The sequence below is a fragment of the Alteromonas naphthalenivorans genome (assembly GCF_000213655.1).
Taxonomy (GTDB): Bacteria; Pseudomonadota; Gammaproteobacteria; order Enterobacterales; family Alteromonadaceae; genus Alteromonas; species Alteromonas naphthalenivorans.
In genome coordinates this window covers 3,847,286-3,866,276 of sequence record NC_015554.1, presented here as the reverse complement: position 1 = coordinate 3,866,276, position 18,991 = coordinate 3,847,286, and the positions used below count along the sequence as shown (strand labels likewise).

Below are 18,991 nucleotides of genomic sequence, written 5' to 3'. Positions count from 1 at the left end.
CTATTCTAAAGTGACTACCATATCAAGACTGGTAGTAACGCCACTGGGAGAGGTCACTAGCGCACTTACAATCGCACTGGTGCTGGCTTCCGACTCATCTAATAGGTTTGTCAGTACGAATGATAGCTGTCTGCTACCTGCTTCGTTGGTAGAAGGTACTGTGGCTTCAAGTGAACCTGAAATACCTCCTTCAGAGCTTGTAATGCTAATTTCAGTATCTTCCGCTAATGGCTGATTGGCGGTATCTGAATACGCTAACGATAGCAACGCATTGCTTCCTCTTGGGATACTCAACACAGGCGTTAACCCAGGCGGATTAGTGTTGTTCGCTAGCGCATCGGTACTGCTGTTAAACGTTAGTAATGCAGATGACGATGACATAATAATCACCATGGCACGCCTCACATGCAGCGCGCTGTTTCCACAGCTTGTGGCATCGCACTGCGGGCCATCAAATAGTCCATTGGCCAGGGTGAAGTCACCTGAACTGTCGTAATCGAAAAAGGGCTCTGTGGCGTCATAGCTACCGTTTTCGTTGTCGTCTCTCCATGCTTCAGGGTAATCGATAAAGCCGGTGGTATCAGGCAGTAATATGGATAGTCCGTTACCCGTGCTGCCGGTAATTGCGCCGCCATCAGCATCGTCGTATAGGTTATTGCCATTAGCATCTATTAAGGTTTCATGGCCTACTGCTGTCACCATGACCGTAATTCGGTGGTCGGCGACTCTTGGTTCGGCACTTGTCCAAGTCACACTGCAACTGCCACTTTGGGTGGTACAGCTTGGTTCAATTAATCCGCCTTCGGTGGTGAAGTTTAGCGTGGTGCCGTCTGGCACTGGATTGTTAAAAGCATCAGCCGCGCTAGCGGTAATGGTCAGTTCGTTGCCGTTAATGGTGTGCGCTTCAGGGTTCAAACTCGATGGCGACAAACTAATACTGTTTTGATCTGGCAACCCAGTGTTCACGCTAAGTAAGTCAGACTGAGACTGAATGCTAGTATCATCAATTTCAGTAACAGCAGTGACCCGAACTGCAGTAGGTACGCTACCGGCAGTCACAAAGGTACTGACTTGGCCTTCAGAGTTAGTCAGTGCAGTGTCAGGGGAAAGCGCCAGGCCACCAATATTACTGTTTAAACTAAACGCCACTTCTTGTTGAGCAAGTGGATTACCCAGCGCACTATTAACTTGAAAAGTTACTCTTGATACTGAGCTTGCATCTTGGCCGCCCGTACCACTGATTACAATCGATGACGGAGACGCATCGATAAAGGCGATGCTACCTGCGGTTTCAGGCAGAATTTCTATAGAGCGGGACACACTTAACGTACTGCTATTGATGGTAACCGTTGCACTTACCTCGTCGTCGAAGCCGGTATTTCCCGCGCAGCTGTTGTCTTGAAATGTAGAGCGAGCTTGTCCGCTGGCGGTAAATACGGTTTCATCAATATCGGCACTATCGTTCGCCACACAAACAGAGCTAAAGGTAACAGGAATGCTAGTGGCATAAGTTTCGCCTTCAGAATTAACCAGTGCTACGTTAACACCAAGGGTTGCGCCAGCGGCAATGACAACGTCTTCGTCCGTGGTGTAACCGTCTACCCCTAATAAACCAGCGACAAATTCGCCGTTATCAAACGTACCAATTCGAATAACTTCATCGGTTACCGCAGAAGACTGAATTTCATAATTGAGCGTGGCTGTTAGGGTTTGTTCATTGTAAACGTATGACACAGTGGCCGTTCCGGCACCTAGGTCATCGTCGGTAGGGAGTAACTGACTATTGGCAAGGCCGTCACTAGTAGTTAGCGCATCATCTATGCTTACCGAGCCGCGAGATACCTGGAAGCTAACAATGGCATCTGTAATTGGGGTGTCATCGATATTTACTAGCGACGCACTAAGGGTGCCGGTTTCATCAGCGGTAATTCTACTGACTTGATTGCCTGCACTGTCACTTAAGGTGAGTGAAAGGGTGGGTAAAAATACGGTATCGGTGTCGGCAATCAAAAACTCAATGTTTGCTTCTGACGATGTGCTGTCGTATGTCGCGGTTATCGTGCTAGCACCAGCGATAGCGCTATCTGAGTCTAGATACACAATGGCTTCACCGTTACTGTCAGTGAGCTTATCGCTAACAGAGAGCGTGCCTATACCGCTTGTAAAACTGACAATTTCTCCGGCTAACGCGGCACCATCTTCCGTAATGGTCGCAGTAATGCAGGCAGTATCACCAATATCGAAACTAGCCTGATTAACCGTATTACAGTTAGCATCGCCTATCTCAAGAGAAAGTGCTACGACTGGAGAGGTGGTGCTATCGTCATCCGAACTGCCAAAGGGGTCGTCGCCGTTTGCCCCCGAGGTACCGTTACATCCTGATAATACCCAAACGAAAGCAAATGCCGCTAAAAGCCGCCCCATAAACCTCTCCTTATGTTGCTACTCTTTTTGAGTAACGTCTTTTAAATATTGGAATAACTCCCTGTAAGCCTTAGGGGGAGCATTCTTTTCTTGTTCTTTTTTCACTTGGCGGTGGAACTGCCTTAATTTTTGTCTATCTAGTTCAGGATATTCTTCAATAAGCCCCTGAATAGCGTCGTCACCACGGGTGATCACATCTTCGCGAGCACGTTCCAATTCATGAAACGCAGCGTTATTTGCTTGATGTTGATGGGTTATTTTAGCCAAGGCGACTTCAATAGGGGAATTATCCCTTTGTCTAAGCAGCTTACCAATGAACTGAAGTTGCCTTCTGTAGCCGTCTTTTTTCTTATTGATGACACGGGCAATATCTAACGCATCTTTCAATTCTTCATCAAGCGGAATGGTGGCGTAGTGAGCAGGGGTAAGGTTTACTACGGTTTGCCCCAGCTTTTGTAAGTCTTTAGATTGGCGCTTTAGTTCGCTTTTACTAATGAGCTCTTCTTCTGGCTCGGCGCTTTCTAACTTAGATTGTTGTCGTGATTTAGATTTCTGATCGCTCATTTCAAACTCATAAGTGTTACACTTTAGCTAAATTGTAACTATCACAGTCGGATTTAGACAGCGAAACTTACTATGCAAATTGAGCAACAGTTATCAGAAATTCAGAATGTCGTTGATGATGTACTGAAATTAGCCCTAAAAAATGGGGCAACCCAAGCAGAAGCAAGCATGTCAAAAGTGGAAGGTATTGCGGTATCTTCACGTATGCAAGAAGTTGAAAACGTAGAGTTTACCAACGATGGCGGCTTGGGAATTAGTGTTTACGTAGGTAAGCGAAAAGGCAGCGCATCAACGGCTGACTTAAACAAAGAAGCCCTTACCCGGGCCGTGGAAAAAGCCGTAGATATTGCGAAGTACACCAGTGAAGATCCTTGTACTGGTCTTGCCGATGCTGAACTTATGGCCACAGAATTCCCCGATTTAGATTTATATCACCCGCAAGAGCTTGATACCGAGAAAGCCATTGCCACCACGATTGAAGCGGAATCTGCGGCATTAGGTTACGACCCTCGCATTACAAATTCAGACGGTGCATCGTATAACGCTAACCTTGGTATGCGTGTTTACGGTAATACCCACGGTATTAATGCTGGGTATCCAAGTAGCCGTTACAGCTTAAGCTGCATGGTGATTGGTTCGCAAGATGGTGATATGCAGCGCGATTACGCGTACACAGTAGACCGCCAGGCGCCTTTGTTGCAATCGGCAGTATCTATTGGGCAAGAAGCGGCAAAAGCCACTGTAGAGCGTTTGGGGGCTCGTAAGATTAATACGGCTCAGGTGCCTATTCTTTTGCACAAAGACATAGCGTCTAGTTTATTTGGGCATTATGTGGGTGCTATTAGCGGTGGTAGTTTGTATCGTCGTTCATCGTTTTTGTTAGATAGCTTAGGTAAACAAATTTTTCCTGAGTGGCTAAACATTGAAGAACGCCCATTTATAAAGTCGGGCTTAGCGAGTTCTAGCTTCGACAATGAAGGCGTTGCTTGTAAAGACATGACAATAGTTGATGGTGGAAAGCTTTCTACTTATCTTTACACAACCTATTCGGCTCGTAAGCTAAACACTCAAACCAATGGTCACGCAGGTGGCATACACAACTGGTTAGTGGGCGACACAGGTCATAGCGACAGCGACCTGCTAAAAGAAATGGGCACTGGCTTATACGTTACCGAGCTTATGGGGCAGGGCGTGAACACAGTGACCGGCGATTATTCTCGCGGTGCAGCTGGGTTCTGGGTAGAAAATGGTGTTATTCAATACCCAGTGCATGAAGTCACCATTGCTGGCTGCTTACAAGATATGTTCGCAGGCATTGTGGCAATTGGGAAAGACAAAGATTTGCGCGGTAGTGTGCATACCGGTTCTATTCTTATTAATCAGATGAAAATAGCAGGAAGCTAGTTTCTCTGTTTCGATTTAAGTCGTTCAAACCCACTCGGTTTACCTAGCGCGTTTGAACGAACTTGCTTAATGTAAAGACTGCCGCTGGCGAAATTCGCTGGGCGGCATGCCTTCTGATTTTTTAAACCGCTTCGAAAACGTAAACACATTGCTGTAGCCCACGTAATTGGCAATATAAGCAATGGGCCATTGCGTGCTTATCAGTAAATTTTTAGCCCTTACCATGCGCAGATAGATAACATGCTGCATGGGACTTCGACCAAACTGCGCAAGGCATAGCCTATGTAGGTGAGGGGCCGAGTAGTGTACTTTGTCTACCAAGGCGTCTATATCCCAATTGAACTGCAATTGCTTTTCTACCGCAGCAAACAGGGCCGATAATCGTACTTGGTGCGTGCTTTTCACCGGGGTGGCAATATGCTGCAAATATTGCTGAATAATTGGAATCACCGCTTGCCTATGTTGGCTATTGGTTTCTAAATACAATAATTCCATCGCATGATGTAGCCCTGACAACTCAATGTTGTGCTGAACGGGGTGTGCTACATCAAAAAAATGCTGCCATCGAGGGCAATCAGATAAATTAAGCCAAATAATGTCCCACTGCTTTTGATCCGCACGCGGCGCTTGATTGGCTCGCGGCGCTTGAACCGCAGCCGGCGCTCGCTCTGAGCTTTGCTCTTTCTTATCTCGCGGGACTTTCTCAGCGTTAACTCTATCTTGTACTTCACTGGCTTCGCTTTTCGTTACTTCAGTTGCATCCGGCGTTGCGCTGGTTTCATCAAAATATTCAATTTGTACTTCAAAACTTTGGTGCGCTGGCAAAATAATCACACTTGAAGCTGGTAGTGCGTACTCGCCAGACGGGGTGAGTATTTTGCCGCTGCCTTTTAAAGAATAAAAAATAGTGTGGTTAGGAGGCGTAACTCGGCCTACTTGATAAGTACCCGATAAATTCGAGCAACCCGCCAACTCAATGTCTAGCGCTTTAATTTCTGGCGCATTTGTACTGTCTATAAAGCGTTCAAGGCAGTGTGGCCCAATATTCACGATATCGCGAAAGGTTCTCTGCGCATGCACATTTTGGGAGCCAGAAGAAGCTAAGTTAATAGGTTGCATAATTGTAAAATGAGAGTTTTGGATAAATTAAAGAGAGAAACAAGCATAAAGGATTGCGCGTGTTTCCGCTATATTTCACCTGTTATTAAAAAACCTTATCGTAAAAGGAGCCAGTAATGGCAAATGTTGCTCAAGTTGTTGCGCAAAAAGATTGGCAAAACCCTGTCGTATTTCAAAGAAATCGCGTGAATGGACATAGTCCATTAAACGGTTTTTTAACTCAAGAAGATGCTAAACATAACGCTAATGCGCAAAAACAAAGTTTGAATGGCGAGTGGGATTTTAGATTATATCCCCAACCTGAGGCCGTTACAGAAGACTTACTGAGCGAGGTATTGTCTGACGCACTGCCTGAAGCTGCAAACTGGCAGTCTATTACCGTGCCTTCAAACTGGCAAATGCAGGGGTTTGATAAGCCTATTTACTGCAATGTTAAATATCCTTTTCCGGTAAACCCGCCAGAAGTACCTAGCGATAACCCCACAGGCTGCTACCGCAAAACGTTTACGGTAAGCGAAGAAGCAGTACAGCTGCGTAATCATATTGTGTTTGAAGGGGTTAATAGTGCCTTTCATCTTTGGTGCAATGGCGAATATGTGGGGTATTCGCAAGATAGCCGTTTACCGGCCGAATTCAATTTAACGCCTTTTTTAAAGGTTGGTGAAAATCGCTTAGCGGTAATGGTTATTCGCTGGTCTGACGGAAGTTATTTAGAAGATCAAGACATGTGGTGGTTAAGCGGTATATTCCGCGATGTGGTATTGGTAACGAAACCTCAGCATCATATTCAAGATGTGTTTGCTACGCCAAAGCTTGATGCTTGTTATCGGGATGGCAGCTTAGAAGTGCGTACCGCGATTAATGCACCAGCAAGCTATACCGTGGGAATTCAGTTATTTGATGGTGAAACCGCCGTTACCGAACAAGCAGTGTCAGGCACCAACAACCGCCGTATAGATGAGAAAGGCGGGTGGGATGATGTGATTTTTCAATCGCTAGCGGTTACAGAACCAAATAAATGGACGGCCGAGACTCCTTATTTGTATCGCCTAGTTGTCACTTTGTTTAACGACGCAGGTGATGTGGTTGTTGCCGAAGGCTACAACATAGGTTTTCGTCAGGTAGATATGCTTGATGGCCAGTTGTGCGTGAACGGAAAGCCTATTCTTATTCGTGGTGTAAATAGACACGAGCATCATGAAAGCAAAGGTCATGCGGTAAATGAAGCCGACATGATTGAAGATATAAAGCTTTTAAAGCAAAACAACTTCAATGCGGTACGCACCGCCCACTATCCCAATCATCCACGTTGGTACGAACTGTGTGATGAATATGGGTTGTACTTAGTAGATGAAGCCAATATTGAAACCCACGGTATGTTTCCGATGGGGCGACTCTCTAGAGATGCATTGTGGGCAGGGGCTTATTTAGCCCGCTACACCCAAATGGTAGAGCGGGACAAAAACCACGCTTCTATTATTATTTGGTCATTAGGTAATGAATGTGGTCATGGGCCAAACCAAGATGCTATGTACGGTTGGTCTAAAGCCTTTGACCCTTCACGACCTGTGCAATACGAAGGTGGTGGGGCGAATACTACCGCTACCGATATTATCGCGCCTATGTATGCCCGAGTAGATACTGATGTACTTGATGATGCCGTACCTAAATGGGCCATTAAAAAATGGTTATCGCTACCGGGTGAAACCCGCCCTGTTATTTTGTGTGAGTACGCTCATGCGATGGGGAACAGTTTAGGAAGCTTTGCGGACTACTGGCAGGCATTTAAAGACTATCCACGTTTGCAAGGTGGCTTCATTTGGGATTGGGTCGATCAAGGCTTAGTGAAGCATACAGACAGCGGTGAGGCCTATTGGGCCTACGGAGGCGACTTTGGTGATGCCGATAACGACCGTCAGTTCTGTATTAATGGTTTGCTGTTTCCTGATCGCACGCCGCACCCTGCTTTATTTGAAGCTAAATACTGCCAACAGCATTTAGCATTCACGCTTAAATCTTTACAGAACGAACAAGCTGGCAGTTACCAGTTAACCATCGCAAGCGACTATGTATTTCGCTCAACCGATAACGAAGCACTGCAATGGCAATTGCTCGAAAACGGAGAGTGCGTTGCTAACGGCTCTGAAACATTAAGTATTGGCCCCCAGTCGTCACAAACACTTGTGATAACCCCAAGCATTGAGTTTGTGCCCGATGCGACGTACCACCTTAATATTGATGTGGTGCTTAGAAATGATTGTGACTGGGCGAATGCTGGGCATGTATTAGATACAGAGCAGTTCGAGATTGCCAATACTGCAGGTTTTTCTGGACTGACAGCCGCAGATTTTTCTCCTTTAGCATCAGCCAGTACGCATACTGGTGACGCTAGTAATAGCGAGAATAAAGACAAAGCTAAACAAAAAGTAACGGTAGAGCGCACCGAAACTCAGGTGAATATTCACGCGGCAAGTAATCACTTCGTGCTTGATGCTAACACTGGGTTACTTACTTCTTGGTTAGCCAATGGCGAAGAGCAGCTTAGTGCACCACTTGAAGATAACTTCTTCAGGGCACCGTTAGATAATGATATTGGCGTAAGTGAAGTGGATAACCCCGATCCAAATGCATGGGAGTCGCGCTGGCGCCGCGCTGGAATAGGCCAGTGGCAACGCAGCTGTGTTGATGTCGATATTGTAGAATGTGCACACGATGTACGTGTTACGGCACTGTTTAACTACCACTACAACAATGCGCTAGTCGCTGCTACAAGTTGGTGTTACCGCGTAGATGCAACAGGTACATTAGCATTAGATGTTCAGGTTAAGTTAGCCGATACATTGCCACCTATGCCGCGTATCGGTTTGCAGTGGGCAGTGCCTCACTCAAGTCAGACTGAAGCTAACATTCAGTGGAAGGGGTTAGGGCCATTTGAAAATTATCCAGACCGATTAGCAGCAGCAAGGTTTGGTAGTTACAGTGAAAGTATTGCAAGTATGCATACGCCTTACATCTTTCCTACCGACAATGGGCTTCGTAGTGATTGTCGAGAGCTTAGTATTAACGCTGTAAAAGTAGCGGGTGATTTTCACTTTGCTGTAAGCCCGTACGGGCAAAAGCAGCTTGATGAAGCTAAGCACACCTGCGACTTAACTACTGCAGACAGTACTCACGTGTACGTCGACCATGCCCACATGGGGGTAGGCGGCGATGACTCGTGGAGCCCAAGTACGCACAAGGCCTTTTTGTTAGAGAAAAAAGCCTATCGGTATTTTTTATCTTTTACTGCATGCTCATAAGAGCATCGCACGCTAGCTAAGCTTAAGTGCGTTCAACACTTACATGATAAATTTTGGACGTAAAAAAGCCGCTCTATTGAGCGGCTTTTTGGTATTTAATCAGGCTATTACTTACAACGATAACTACCGTTGGTGTCTCTACTTGGGCTAATTAGCCGTCGACAGAGCCACAGAAGCGGTAACCTTCACCGTGAATGGTTACAATCAATTCTTCATCAGAAGGATCTGATTCGAAGTGCTTACGAATACGGCGGATAGTTACATCTACTGTACGGTCGTTAGGGCGAAGTTCACGGCCTGTCATTTCCATAATTAGCTGTTCACGGGTAAGAATTTTACCTGGGTTGCTAAGGAATAAGTGTAGTGCACGGAATTCACTGCGTGGTAAACGGAATTCTTTACCTGTTGGTGAAATAAGTGAACGGCTGTCGCCATCCAAAATCCAGCCATTGAAGTTTACACGGCTTGGTAAATCATCGTCTTCTGCAGAGTTTGTGGTGCGAGATAATAAGTTACGCGCACGAATAGTCAGTTCACGAGGATTGAAAGGCTTGGTTAGATAGTCATCTGCGCCAATTTCCAGACCTAAGATACGATCAACATCGTTATCACGGCCAGTAAGGAAAATAAGACCTACATTTTTACGGTCACGTACTTCACGCGCCAAAATTAGGCCATTTTTACCTGGCAGATTAATATCCATAATAACCAAATTAATTGCGTGATTTTCAAAGAAGTCATGCATTTGATCACCATTTTCAGCTTCAAATACATTGTACCCTTCTGCTTCGAATAAACTCTTTAGCGTGGTACGTGTGACCACTTCATCTTCAACAATTAACACATTTGGCGTCTGCATGGTGTTTTACACTCTTTATAAAATCGGTTTAAGCAATTACTGATTAAATTCTAATATTCGTTTACTTATATGCAAGTTACTATCGAATATCATTAAATTCAAGGTATTGGGGTTAGCCAACAAATTTCAAGCAAAGTTCAATAGTTATACAGGTATTATGACGTTTTCGCACTGGAAACAGGAAAAACAATAACAAATTCTACACCACTACCTACTTCGCTGGTAATTGAGATAGAGCCATTGAGCGCTTGAGTGACTAAATTGTACACTAAGTGCATGCCTAATCCAGACCCCCCTTGTCCACGTTTTGTGGTTACGAAAGGGTCGAAAATACGTTTACGAATATCTGATGGGATCCCGATGCCGTTATCCCGATACACTATTTTTAGCTTGTTCGTTGTAATTAATTCAGCACAGATATCAATCTGGCCTTTTTCTATGTTCTCAAAACCATGAATAACCGAATTCATAATAAGGTTAATAATGATCTGATTAATAGGACCAGCCTTCGTTTCAACGCATAAGGTAGGGTCGCAATCTACGTTGATGTTGTGTTGTAATTTTTTTAAGCGAGGCTGTAACGACAGTAGTATCTCATTAACTAGCTGTGCAAAGCAAAAAGTTCGGCTACTTTCGCTCGATTGATCCACTGCAACCTGTTTAAAACTGGAAATTAGCTCGGCTGCGCGGTTCAAATTGCGATAAATGATGTTTAAATTTTCATGACTTTCATCCATGAAGCGTTTCATGGCACTGGCTTTTAAGGTTTTGTTCTCAAAATCCCTTTCAATAACCGCAAGTCGGTCGAGCATCATCGTAGAGGCTGTAACCCCTAAACCGATGGGGGTGTTAACTTCGTGGGCAACCCCGGCAACCATGTCACCCAACGACGCCATTTTTTCATTTTGTACAATTTGACGTTGAAACTCATGCAGCTTTTCAAGCGTTTGAATTAATGCTTGGTTCGCGTCTTTCAATGCATTAGTGCGTTGGCTTACCATTTCTTCTAAGCTGGCATTCAGCTTTCGATGCTGCTCTTCAGCCTGACGCTGTTTGTGCATGTATTCTTGTATGCGAGATAGCATAATATTTACATCATCAGACAGCACGTCTATTTCTTTAATATTCGACGGTTCTGCGCGTGCTGAATAGTCCCGCTGCCTAGAAGTGCGTTGTAAGAAAAAAGAAAGCTTTTCAATAGGTGCAGTGGCACGGCGCTGAAAACGCAATGCTAGCAAAAAGCTGAATACGAGTAAGAAAAGCATAATCCCAAGGTTAACCAGAACCGTTTTAATAACGTGCTGGCTAAACCCGTCTGCAGACATGCGAAGATAAACCCATCCCAAAACTTCATTGGTCTCTTGGTCAAAAATTTCCCGACTACTTTCTAGATAATCATTATCTTCAGTAAGTAAGGGAGTTTGATCTAGATTGACTAGCTGTTTTTGCTTTCCAGGAATAAGTAACTGGCCGCCTTTGTTGTATGAAGCAAAACGTTCAACGGCGCTTAAGGTGTTAGAGCCATCCGGTAAGGTTTTATAGATATGAACGTTTAACACTTTGTCAGCAGCATCTAAGAATTGCAAAGACTCTTCCACCAATGCTTGGCTAGAATTTCTTAGCGGGCTGGCAACCGCATTGGCGGTCATCTTAGATAGTAGATTTGCGCGGTTATCCAATTCGTATCGATAAGCATTTATTTGGGTGTAGATGGACAAACCGGAGGTACTTACCAGCGAAATTGCGGCGATGGTCATTACCACCCACAAAAATAAACTTCGTATAGAAAGTTTTATAGCCCGATCTGTCATGCTGATTATCAGATTTTCTAATTCAATGAACGCTCAATAATAGTGGCGCATTCTTTAACAAAAAGAAAGAAACGCCATACAAGCCACTAAAGGGTAAATACTTAAACGAACATAGATTCGTAAAGTTTTATATATTCACCCGCTGCACGTTCCCACGTAAAGCGGGTGTTCATGCCTCTTTGCTGCATTTCTCTGAACTTCACTGGATGCTCGTAATAAAACAGTAAAGCGCGACGAATACAGGCAAGCAGGGCTTCAGGGCGTGGTTGTTCAAAAACAAAGCCGGTAGCGTCTTCGCTATGGCGGTTGTCCACCACAGTGTCTTTTAAGCCACCTACCGCTCGCACGATAGGAATGGTGCCGTAGGCCAAACTGTACATTTGATTCAGCCCACAAGGTTCAAACTGCGATGGCATTAAGAAAAAGTCAGCGCCGGCCTCAACTAGGTGAGCGTGCTCTGAGCTAAACCCATTAATAAAAGCGAACTGAGAAGGGTGATTTTGTGCAAATTCACCTAAATCCATACACATTTTAGGATCGCCAGTACCTACTATAACGATTTGCACATTATGCTGAACCAGTTCATCAAGAATAGGCAGAATATAGCCAAACCCTTTCTGCTCGGTAAGACGACACACCATACCAATAAGTGGAATGCTTACATTCATCGGCAAGCCGGACTTTTCTTGTAGGGCGTGCTTACAGGTTTGTTTAGGCAGTAAGTTGTCTACGTCATAATGTTCTGGCAAAAACGAATCTGTAGCGGGGTTCCACTGCGTATAGTCGCACCCGTTTAATATGCCAGAAAGGTCGGTTTTGCGTCTAACCAAACGCTCGTGTAAGCCATGGCTGCCTAGGTCGGTTAACAGCTCTTGCGCGTAATGGGGGCTTACCGTAGTTACTTTTGTCGCAAACTCGATCCCCGATTGCAGCATATTGATATAACCGCCATGAACCTGTGCCAGTATGCCGGGGTGGTGGCGTAGAAACGGTACTTTTTCTAGTAGGTTTACCCCTTGAAACGCGGCATTGTGAATAGTGAACACGGTACGGGTTTTATCAAAAAAGCCTGTGTTATCGTAAGCAGTCAGGTAAGGCAGCATGGCCGTATGCCAATCGTGGCAATGGATAACGTCTGGCGAATAATTGATAGCTTGAAGGGTAGCCAATACTGCGCCACTAAAGAAACAAAAGCGCTCGCCATTATCTTCATAGGCTTCGTATGCGTTGGAATACAAACCTTCACGCATAAAGTATTCAGGGTAATCGACGAAATATACGGGTATGCCATGCCAGTCCATAACACGCACTTCGAAATTATATACTTTGTACTCGGTGAACAGCGTTTGTGTTTCACATGCCGAGGGTAAGTTTAACGAGTCTGCCAATACCTTGTAGTAAGGCATAACAATAACTACGTCTTCTCCTGCGTCTTTTAATGCAAGTGGAAGTGCTTTGCCTACATCTGCTAAGCCACCTGTTTTTACCAGTTCTTCTACTTCAGAGATAGCGAATACAATTTTCACACGAACGCCTCGTATTATATGAACGCGCCTATGGCCTCTGAGTGGGCTCTATAGCTGTTGCGCGAATTAGGGCTGACATATCTTCAGCCCCATATATCGAATATAGGGGGAATCTATTTACGTTAGCACAGGCTTTAGCAAAAGTGTTATTACTATGCAGCCTGATATAACGAAAATTGTGTGGTTTGTGCAGTAGTTAACACGCGTGGAAAGTGTTCAGACAATAGCCCCGGGTAGGGCAGAAAACGATTAGCAACCATTTGCAAAGTGCCGTTTTGACTTAGCATTTTACGAGCATCTTCAATAAATCGCTTAGTAATGGTGTAGTCGGTTTTAAGCCCAGTATGAAATGGTGGGTTGGTGACAATATGCTGTACATTACCCTCGATACCATACAAACCATTCGCAGCATGTAAGGTGGCTGACTGACCATTGGCCGCTAATGTCATCGCGCTGGCATAAATGGCAAGCGCGCTAATATCAGACAGCTGCATTTTTAGGTGAGGGTAGGTCAGCATTAAGTAACTAGCAATTACCCCGGCACCACAAGCAAAGTCTAATACGTTGCCGCTCATACCCGAGGTATGTTTTTCTAGTAGTAGTTTAGTGCCCTTGTCGAGTTCGCCATGACTAAATACGCCAGGTAAAGAGCACACAGGCCAGCTAGTATTGCCAATCTCATAAGTGTCGGTTTCAAGCCAAGCTTCTGGTTCAAATGCTAAGTGAGGCTGTTCAACAATGGTAGTAATTAAACTGCAGTGACGGGCAGAGTCCACTTTATGCGTAACCCCGTAAGGTTGCATGAGTTTAGCCGCGCTTTTTATACCGCCTTTGTTTTCGCCCACTACATGGATACGGCCATTTTGACCCACCATACCTGCTGCCATACGCAATAACATTTGGAAATGCGATTTCGCTTTAGGCAGAAAAATGAGCACGTCAGTGTGGGTATGTTCATTACACATAAATGGCGTAAAGTGATGAGTGTGCGCCCCCACTTTTTGCACTACCTCAAAGCCCTCTTTAGTAATATCTCGGCTATCAAAGCTGGATGAAGATATCACACGAACACATTCAGAAAATATGTCGAAGTATTGGTGCATTACCGTTACATTTTTATGCTTAAGGGCATCAAGGAAGTAGGCATCTGAAGGATTGATAAACAACCATTCGCCTTGCTCAAAAATGTTGATATTGCGTTCTAATAGTTGGCTTTGGGGCGTTAAAATCATTACTGCGCTCGCTCGTAAATAAGATCCCAAACACCATGACCTAGCTTTTGGCCACGGGTTTCAAATTTAGTGATAGGTCGATATTCAGGGCGAGGCACATAGGTACCTTCTTGTGCAGTATTTGCATAGCCTGAAGTTGAATTCATTACTTCGGCCATGTGTTCTGCGTAAGGTTCCCAGTCGGTAGCCATATGGAAACAGCCACCTTTTTGTAATTTGGTTAGCACAAGGGCAGCAAATTCGGGTTGAACAATACGGCGCTTATGGTGACGCTTTTTATGCCAAGGGTCGGGGAAGAACAATTGCAATCGAGACAAAGCGCCATCTGGGATCATATTTTTAAGCACTTCAACCGCATCGTGATCCATCACACGCAAATTAGTTAAACCTTGTTCGCCAGCTTCAGCTAAACAAGCACCAACGCCTGGGCGATGCACTTCAATGCCAATGAAATTTTTCTCAGGGGCAGCTGCGGCCATTTCAACCAATGATTTACCCATACCAAAGCCAATTTCAATGACAACAGGCGCGGTTCTGCCAAATAGCACTGATAAATCCAGTTCGGCATTTTGGTAGTCGATACCCATGGTTGGCCAAAATTCTTCAATGGCACGGGTTTGCGCTTTTGTTAAGCGGCCTTCGCGCTTTACAAAGCTTTTAACTTTACTTACGTGAACACCAGCGGCTTCAGCCTCGGCCTGGCTTTTGAATTGCCTCATTTGCAATACCTTTCTTGCCCCAATTTACTGGTGGCGCATTATCCAGTTAGCGGCATGTTATGCAACGCTATATTTAATAAAGTGCGCATAAAATGCGGTTTTTTTATACATCTATACAATTGCTAAGCAGTGTAGCAAGCTTTTCGGGTTGTTCCAGCAGCATCATATGACCTGCATTTTCAACCTTGTACATGTTCGCTGTGGCAATGTTATCTGCCACAGTTTGTAGCGAAGCAAGCGATACAACTTCATCGTCAGCAGCTGCAATAATATTGACGGGCACTTTCGATTTCGCCAGTGCTTTTACAAAGTCTTCCCTTGGCGATGTGGCCTGTGTATGAGCCAGCAAAGTATTTTTACCTAAATCTTCTGCCATAGATTGTACAACGCCCATTACATCAGGGCTTTCCTGATGAGTTGGATGTACAAAACGCGTGAAATAAGCTGGGTTTTCTGGCTTAAAGTCGCCACTGTTTAGCATAGTGACCAGCTGCTTGCGCCTTGCTATTTCTTCTTTCGATAAGCCTTTAGCATCGTATCCAATAAGCGTAATAGACGCCACGTGCTCCATATTCTGCGATGCCCATAGCGCGGCAACGTAGCCACCCATGGAAAAGCCAACCAGATGGACTTTTTCATCTTGAATAACGCGATCGGAAGTAAGCGCTAGCATGTCGTCTTTAGTCGCCGCCCACTGTAAGGGGACATAGCGACGTTGGGAAATTTTCATGCGTTGCCAAACGGGCAACCAAACACGTTCATCGCATAAGGTTCCGGGTAAAAATAGAACAGGGGCGCTGGTGGTCACAAAGACTCCTAAAATACATTTATACCTTCACATGCTAACATAGCAGGCCATTTATCAATAAAACCTAATGGCTATTAAATGTAGCTAACGGTCATTCACTGCGCAGTTTTTATGACAAATACGGTTACCCCAAATACTTTTGCTGAGCGAGTACTTGCTTGGTACGACATTCATGGCCGCAAGCATCTGCCATGGCAACAAGATATTACCCCGTACAAAGTGTGGGTATCTGAGATTATGCTACAGCAAACGCAAGTCACCACCGTCATTCCGTATTTTGAGCGGTTTATGCAATCTTTCCCCAGCGTGGTAGAGCTTGCCAATGCAGCGCAAGATGACGTACTGCATCATTGGACGGGTTTAGGTTACTACGCCCGCGCTAGAAACTTACATAAAGCGGCGAAGCAAATAGTAGAAGATCATGGCGGTACGTTTCCTGACAATATAGACGATGTTATTGCCTTACCGGGAATAGGGCGCTCTACTGCTGGCGCGGTATTGTCTATTTCACGAAATCAGCGCCACCCTATATTAGATGGCAACGTAAAACGCGTGCTTGCTCGCTACTATGCTATTGGCGGCTGGCCTGGCCAAAAAGCGGTAGAAAATGCGTTGTGGGAAGTGGCAGAAAAGAATACGCCTGAAAAACGCAGTGCCAACTACACTCAGGTGATGATGGATTTGGGGGCTATGGTATGTACCCGCAGTAAGCCAAAGTGTGATGAATGCCCGTTACAACATGATTGCTTAGCCTATGCCCAAGGGGCACAAACAGAATTTCCCGGTAAAAAGCCCAAAAAAGCGATTCCAGAGCGAAGTACGCTACTTATAGTGCCGTTGTTCCAACAGCAGGTTTATTTAGAGCAGCGGCCTTCTAGCGGCTTGTGGGGCGGTTTATATGGTTTCATTGAAGCCCAAGACATAGAAAGTGCAGAAGCAGAACTTGCCAAACGAGGTATTGAAGCCAGTTCATTTGAAACCCAAACGGCGTTTAGGCATACCTTTAGCCATTTTCATTTGGATATAACACCGGTGTTTGCCGTGGTAAACTCTGTACCCAGAAAGCAGGTGGCAGAACAAAAAGCCCAGTGGTTTATGTTTAACGAACCTATTGAGGTAGGTTTAGCTGCTCCGACTAAGAAAATCATTCAACAATTAGTGCATGTGCTTTAGCGCATCGAATAGGTTAAGGACATACAATGAGTAGAGTGGTATTTTGCCAGCGTTTACAAAAAGAAGCCGACGGTTTAGATTTTCAGCTTTACCCCGGTGAGCTAGGAAAACGTATTTACGACAACATTTCGAAAGAAGCATGGGCCGACTGGCAAAAGAAACAAACCATGCTAATTAACGAAAATAAGTTAAATATGATGGAACCGACCGCCAGACAGTTTTTAGAGCAAAGTATGTCGGCTTACTTGTTCGATGGCGTAGAGCCTACGATTGAAGGCTATGTTCCGCCTGAAAAGTAACCAAAAAAGCGTATTTTGCATAAACAATGTGCAAACGGTAACAAAACCGAAAAAAAACCGACAAAAACGGTTGACTTGTTAGCCGGAAATCCGTTTAATACGCACCCACAGCGAGACAGGCAGCAAACGCCCAAACGCTAAAAGATTTTGCCTCGATAGCTCAGTTGGTAGAGCAGCGGATTGAAAATCCGCGTGTCCCTGGTTCGATCCCGGGTCGAGGCACCATTATTACATCAAGCCCTGCAAGACATTGCGGGGCTTTTTGTATCTGCCAGCCAATCCCGAGTTTCCAAATAAATCCGGTTTTTCCAAAAACTATTTAGAAGGCTTTACCTTAATGGGTAACAATCTATAGTTTCGGATAGTTGTTTTAACACTTTCATGGCCCAAGAGCAATTGTGCATGCTCAAGCTCTACATCACTCGCCGTTTTCTTGCGAATATCACGTTCTTGAAACCTTTCTGACAAAAGTTCTTTCTCTAACGCTTTCACCATCCAGTTATGCCAAATGCTGCGAAATCCATCGCCAGTGTATGGTTGCCCTTTTCTGTTACTGAACAAGTAAAGGCTTTTAACCTTTCCAGGTAGTTGCTGAATTCTACCAAGTGTTGCTCTGAGTTGATCTGACCACTCGAATAAGTACTTTTTACCAGTACGTTTTTCAGTCTTACTCATACCTGTAAGTAATCCATCTTCAGTAAATGAGTCAAACCGAAGAGACAACATATCTGTCTGTCTCAATCCCGTTAGGCTTTTCAAGTCGATATAGAGTGACAGCCACTCAGGTACAATACTCTTAAAGGCTATCAGTTCATCATCTGTGACATATCTATTTCTCGGACGTTCTGGGTTTCTTTCTATGTCTCTGCAAGGATTACTCTCTACGAGCCCCCAGCGCATCGCTTTCTTAAACATATGAGACAGTAGTGCTACCTCTCTATTAACCCGTACAGGTGCTGTCTGGCTGCGAAAATCCATATATTCGTATATCACTACAGGTGTAACATCTTGAGGATACATTTCCCCAAACGCAGCTCGAAGCAATTTAGCTTCTTGTATTTCACCCTTATATGTTGATTCTGCCTTGGTAGGTGAAATTTCAACCATATAGCGGTCAATAAGCTCTCCCATTGTTTTTATTGAACTCTGCGAAGGTACTAACCTATGATATTCAGCGATGGCTGATGTCAGAGATTTGCCAAGGTTTAGCCACTTACTGTCTTTATTAACAAGGTAATAGGTTCCTTTATGAAGATACATTCGTTCTGGTAGATGAGTACTACCTTTTCTTTTTCTACCCATTAATTGCCTCCTTTTGCTTTTCGAAGTGATTCTAAGTTTATAGATTTACTCCTTTTCTTTGGCAATTTAGTTCCAGATAGAGTGTCTTCGATAGCAGAGCGCAAGACGACAGGCGAACCAAGTCTGTTTACCTCAAAGGGTATTCCAAAGTTTGATAATTGCTTTATTTGTAGTGATTTCTTCTTGAAACCTGTGAGTTCCTGAAGCTCATCGCGAGATACAAAAAGGCTCATTGGACTCTCCATTTATTGTTAATAGAGAGATTGTGAAGAATTGAAGCGAAAAATTCTCAGAAAAACCCCCCTTAATTAATCGGGGTTTTTTAAAAATATAAATCTTTGAAAAGTAATCATTTATATTTTCATTGCTTTGTTGTAAGAAGGTTTCTTTGGAATTTGAGTTGGACGAAAGGTGAAAGTCAGTACTTAGTCAATGGTCCGAAAGGGGGGAAA

At 44.5% G+C, this 18,991-nt stretch carries 15 protein-coding genes and 1 tRNA gene; 5 read left to right on the top strand and 11 right to left on the bottom strand.

Annotation, left to right across the window (positions count from 1 at the left end):
- Positions 1 to 2,424 carry an Ig-like domain-containing protein gene (locus tag AMBT_RS16840; protein ID WP_013785847.1) on the bottom strand — a complete coding sequence of 808 codons (2,424 nt, stop codon included), beginning with the start codon at positions 2,422 to 2,424 and terminating at the stop codon, positions 1 to 3.
- An 18-nt stretch (positions 2,425 to 2,442) separates the two neighbouring features.
- A complete protein-coding gene (gene yjgA, locus AMBT_RS16835) occupies positions 2,443 to 2,988 on the bottom strand; it encodes a ribosome biogenesis factor YjgA (RefSeq protein ID WP_013785846.1) in 546 nt (181 codons plus the stop codon).
- A 72-nt stretch (positions 2,989 to 3,060) separates the two neighbouring features.
- On the opposite strand from yjgA, the gene pmbA reads away from it, so the two are divergent.
- Complete coding sequence (pmbA, locus tag AMBT_RS16830) at positions 3,061 to 4,392, top strand: metalloprotease PmbA (RefSeq protein ID WP_013785845.1); 1,332 nt, start codon at positions 3,061 to 3,063, stop codon at positions 4,390 to 4,392.
- A gap of 66 nt (positions 4,393 to 4,458) precedes the next feature.
- On the opposite strand, the gene AMBT_RS16825 is transcribed toward pmbA, so the two are convergent.
- On the bottom strand, positions 4,459 to 5,511 hold the full coding sequence (locus AMBT_RS16825) for a helix-turn-helix transcriptional regulator (protein ID WP_013785844.1): 1,053 nt from the start codon (positions 5,509 to 5,511) through the stop codon (positions 4,459 to 4,461).
- Between the two features lie 116 nt (positions 5,512 to 5,627).
- Here AMBT_RS16825 and AMBT_RS16820 point away from each other — a divergent pair, with 116 nt between their 5' ends.
- Positions 5,628 to 8,810 (top strand): beta-galactosidase, encoded by a 3,183-nt coding sequence (locus tag AMBT_RS16820; protein ID WP_013785843.1) that lies wholly within the window; start codon positions 5,628 to 5,630, stop codon positions 8,808 to 8,810.
- Between the two features lie 151 nt (positions 8,811 to 8,961).
- Here AMBT_RS16820 and arcA read toward each other — a convergent pair whose 3' ends face one another.
- The 6 genes from arcA to AMBT_RS16790 all read right to left on the bottom strand — a co-directional run bounded on the left by arcA (position 8,962) and on the right by AMBT_RS16790 (position 15,765).
- Positions 8,962 to 9,669 (bottom strand): two-component system response regulator ArcA, encoded by a 708-nt coding sequence (arcA, locus tag AMBT_RS16815; protein WP_013785842.1) that lies wholly within the window; start codon positions 9,667 to 9,669, stop codon positions 8,962 to 8,964.
- Between the two features lie 155 nt (positions 9,670 to 9,824).
- Complete coding sequence (locus tag AMBT_RS16810) at positions 9,825 to 11,480, bottom strand: sensor histidine kinase (RefSeq protein WP_013785841.1); 1,656 nt, start codon at positions 11,478 to 11,480, stop codon at positions 9,825 to 9,827.
- Between the two features lie 101 nt (positions 11,481 to 11,581).
- Entirely contained in the window at positions 11,582 to 13,006 is a 1,425-nt protein-coding gene (gene glgA / locus AMBT_RS16805) for a glycogen synthase GlgA (protein ID WP_013785840.1), read from the bottom strand.
- Positions 13,007 to 13,158: 152 nt separating this feature from the next.
- Positions 13,159 to 14,238: a methyltransferase gene (locus AMBT_RS16800; RefSeq protein ID WP_013785839.1), complete on the bottom strand. Its 1,080-nt coding sequence runs from the start codon at positions 14,236 to 14,238 to the stop codon at positions 13,159 to 13,161.
- Entirely contained in the window at positions 14,238 to 14,957 is a 720-nt protein-coding gene (gene trmB, locus AMBT_RS16795) for a tRNA (guanosine(46)-N7)-methyltransferase TrmB (protein WP_013785838.1), read from the bottom strand. Before trmB ends, AMBT_RS16800 begins: the two co-directional genes overlap by 1 nt.
- A gap of 103 nt (positions 14,958 to 15,060) precedes the next feature.
- Complete coding sequence (locus tag AMBT_RS16790; RefSeq protein WP_013785837.1) at positions 15,061 to 15,765, bottom strand: alpha/beta fold hydrolase; 705 nt, start codon at positions 15,763 to 15,765, stop codon at positions 15,061 to 15,063.
- Between the two features lie 111 nt (positions 15,766 to 15,876).
- On the opposite strand from AMBT_RS16790, the gene mutY reads away from it, so the two are divergent.
- From mutY to AMBT_RS16775, 3 genes are all read left to right on the top strand, one after another.
- Positions 15,877 to 16,938: an A/G-specific adenine glycosylase gene (mutY, locus tag AMBT_RS16785; protein WP_013785836.1), complete on the top strand. Its 1,062-nt coding sequence runs from the start codon at positions 15,877 to 15,879 to the stop codon at positions 16,936 to 16,938.
- A 26-nt stretch (positions 16,939 to 16,964) separates the two neighbouring features.
- Positions 16,965 to 17,237, top strand: a complete 273-nt coding sequence (locus tag AMBT_RS16780; RefSeq protein WP_013785835.1) for an oxidative damage protection protein — start codon at positions 16,965 to 16,967, stop codon at positions 17,235 to 17,237.
- Positions 17,238 to 17,386: 149 nt separating this feature from the next.
- Positions 17,387 to 17,462, top strand: a tRNA-Phe gene (locus AMBT_RS16775).
- A gap of 90 nt (positions 17,463 to 17,552) precedes the next feature.
- Here the strand turns inward: AMBT_RS16775 and AMBT_RS16770 are convergent.
- Complete coding sequence (locus AMBT_RS16770) at positions 17,553 to 18,539, bottom strand: tyrosine-type recombinase/integrase (RefSeq protein ID WP_013785834.1); 987 nt, start codon at positions 18,537 to 18,539, stop codon at positions 17,553 to 17,555.
- A complete protein-coding gene (locus tag AMBT_RS16765) occupies positions 18,539 to 18,772 on the bottom strand; it encodes a DUF4224 domain-containing protein (RefSeq protein ID WP_013785833.1) in 234 nt (77 codons plus the stop codon). The genes AMBT_RS16770 and AMBT_RS16765 overlap by 1 nt, the downstream gene beginning before the upstream one ends.
- Between the last annotated feature and the right edge of the window lie 219 nt (positions 18,773 to 18,991).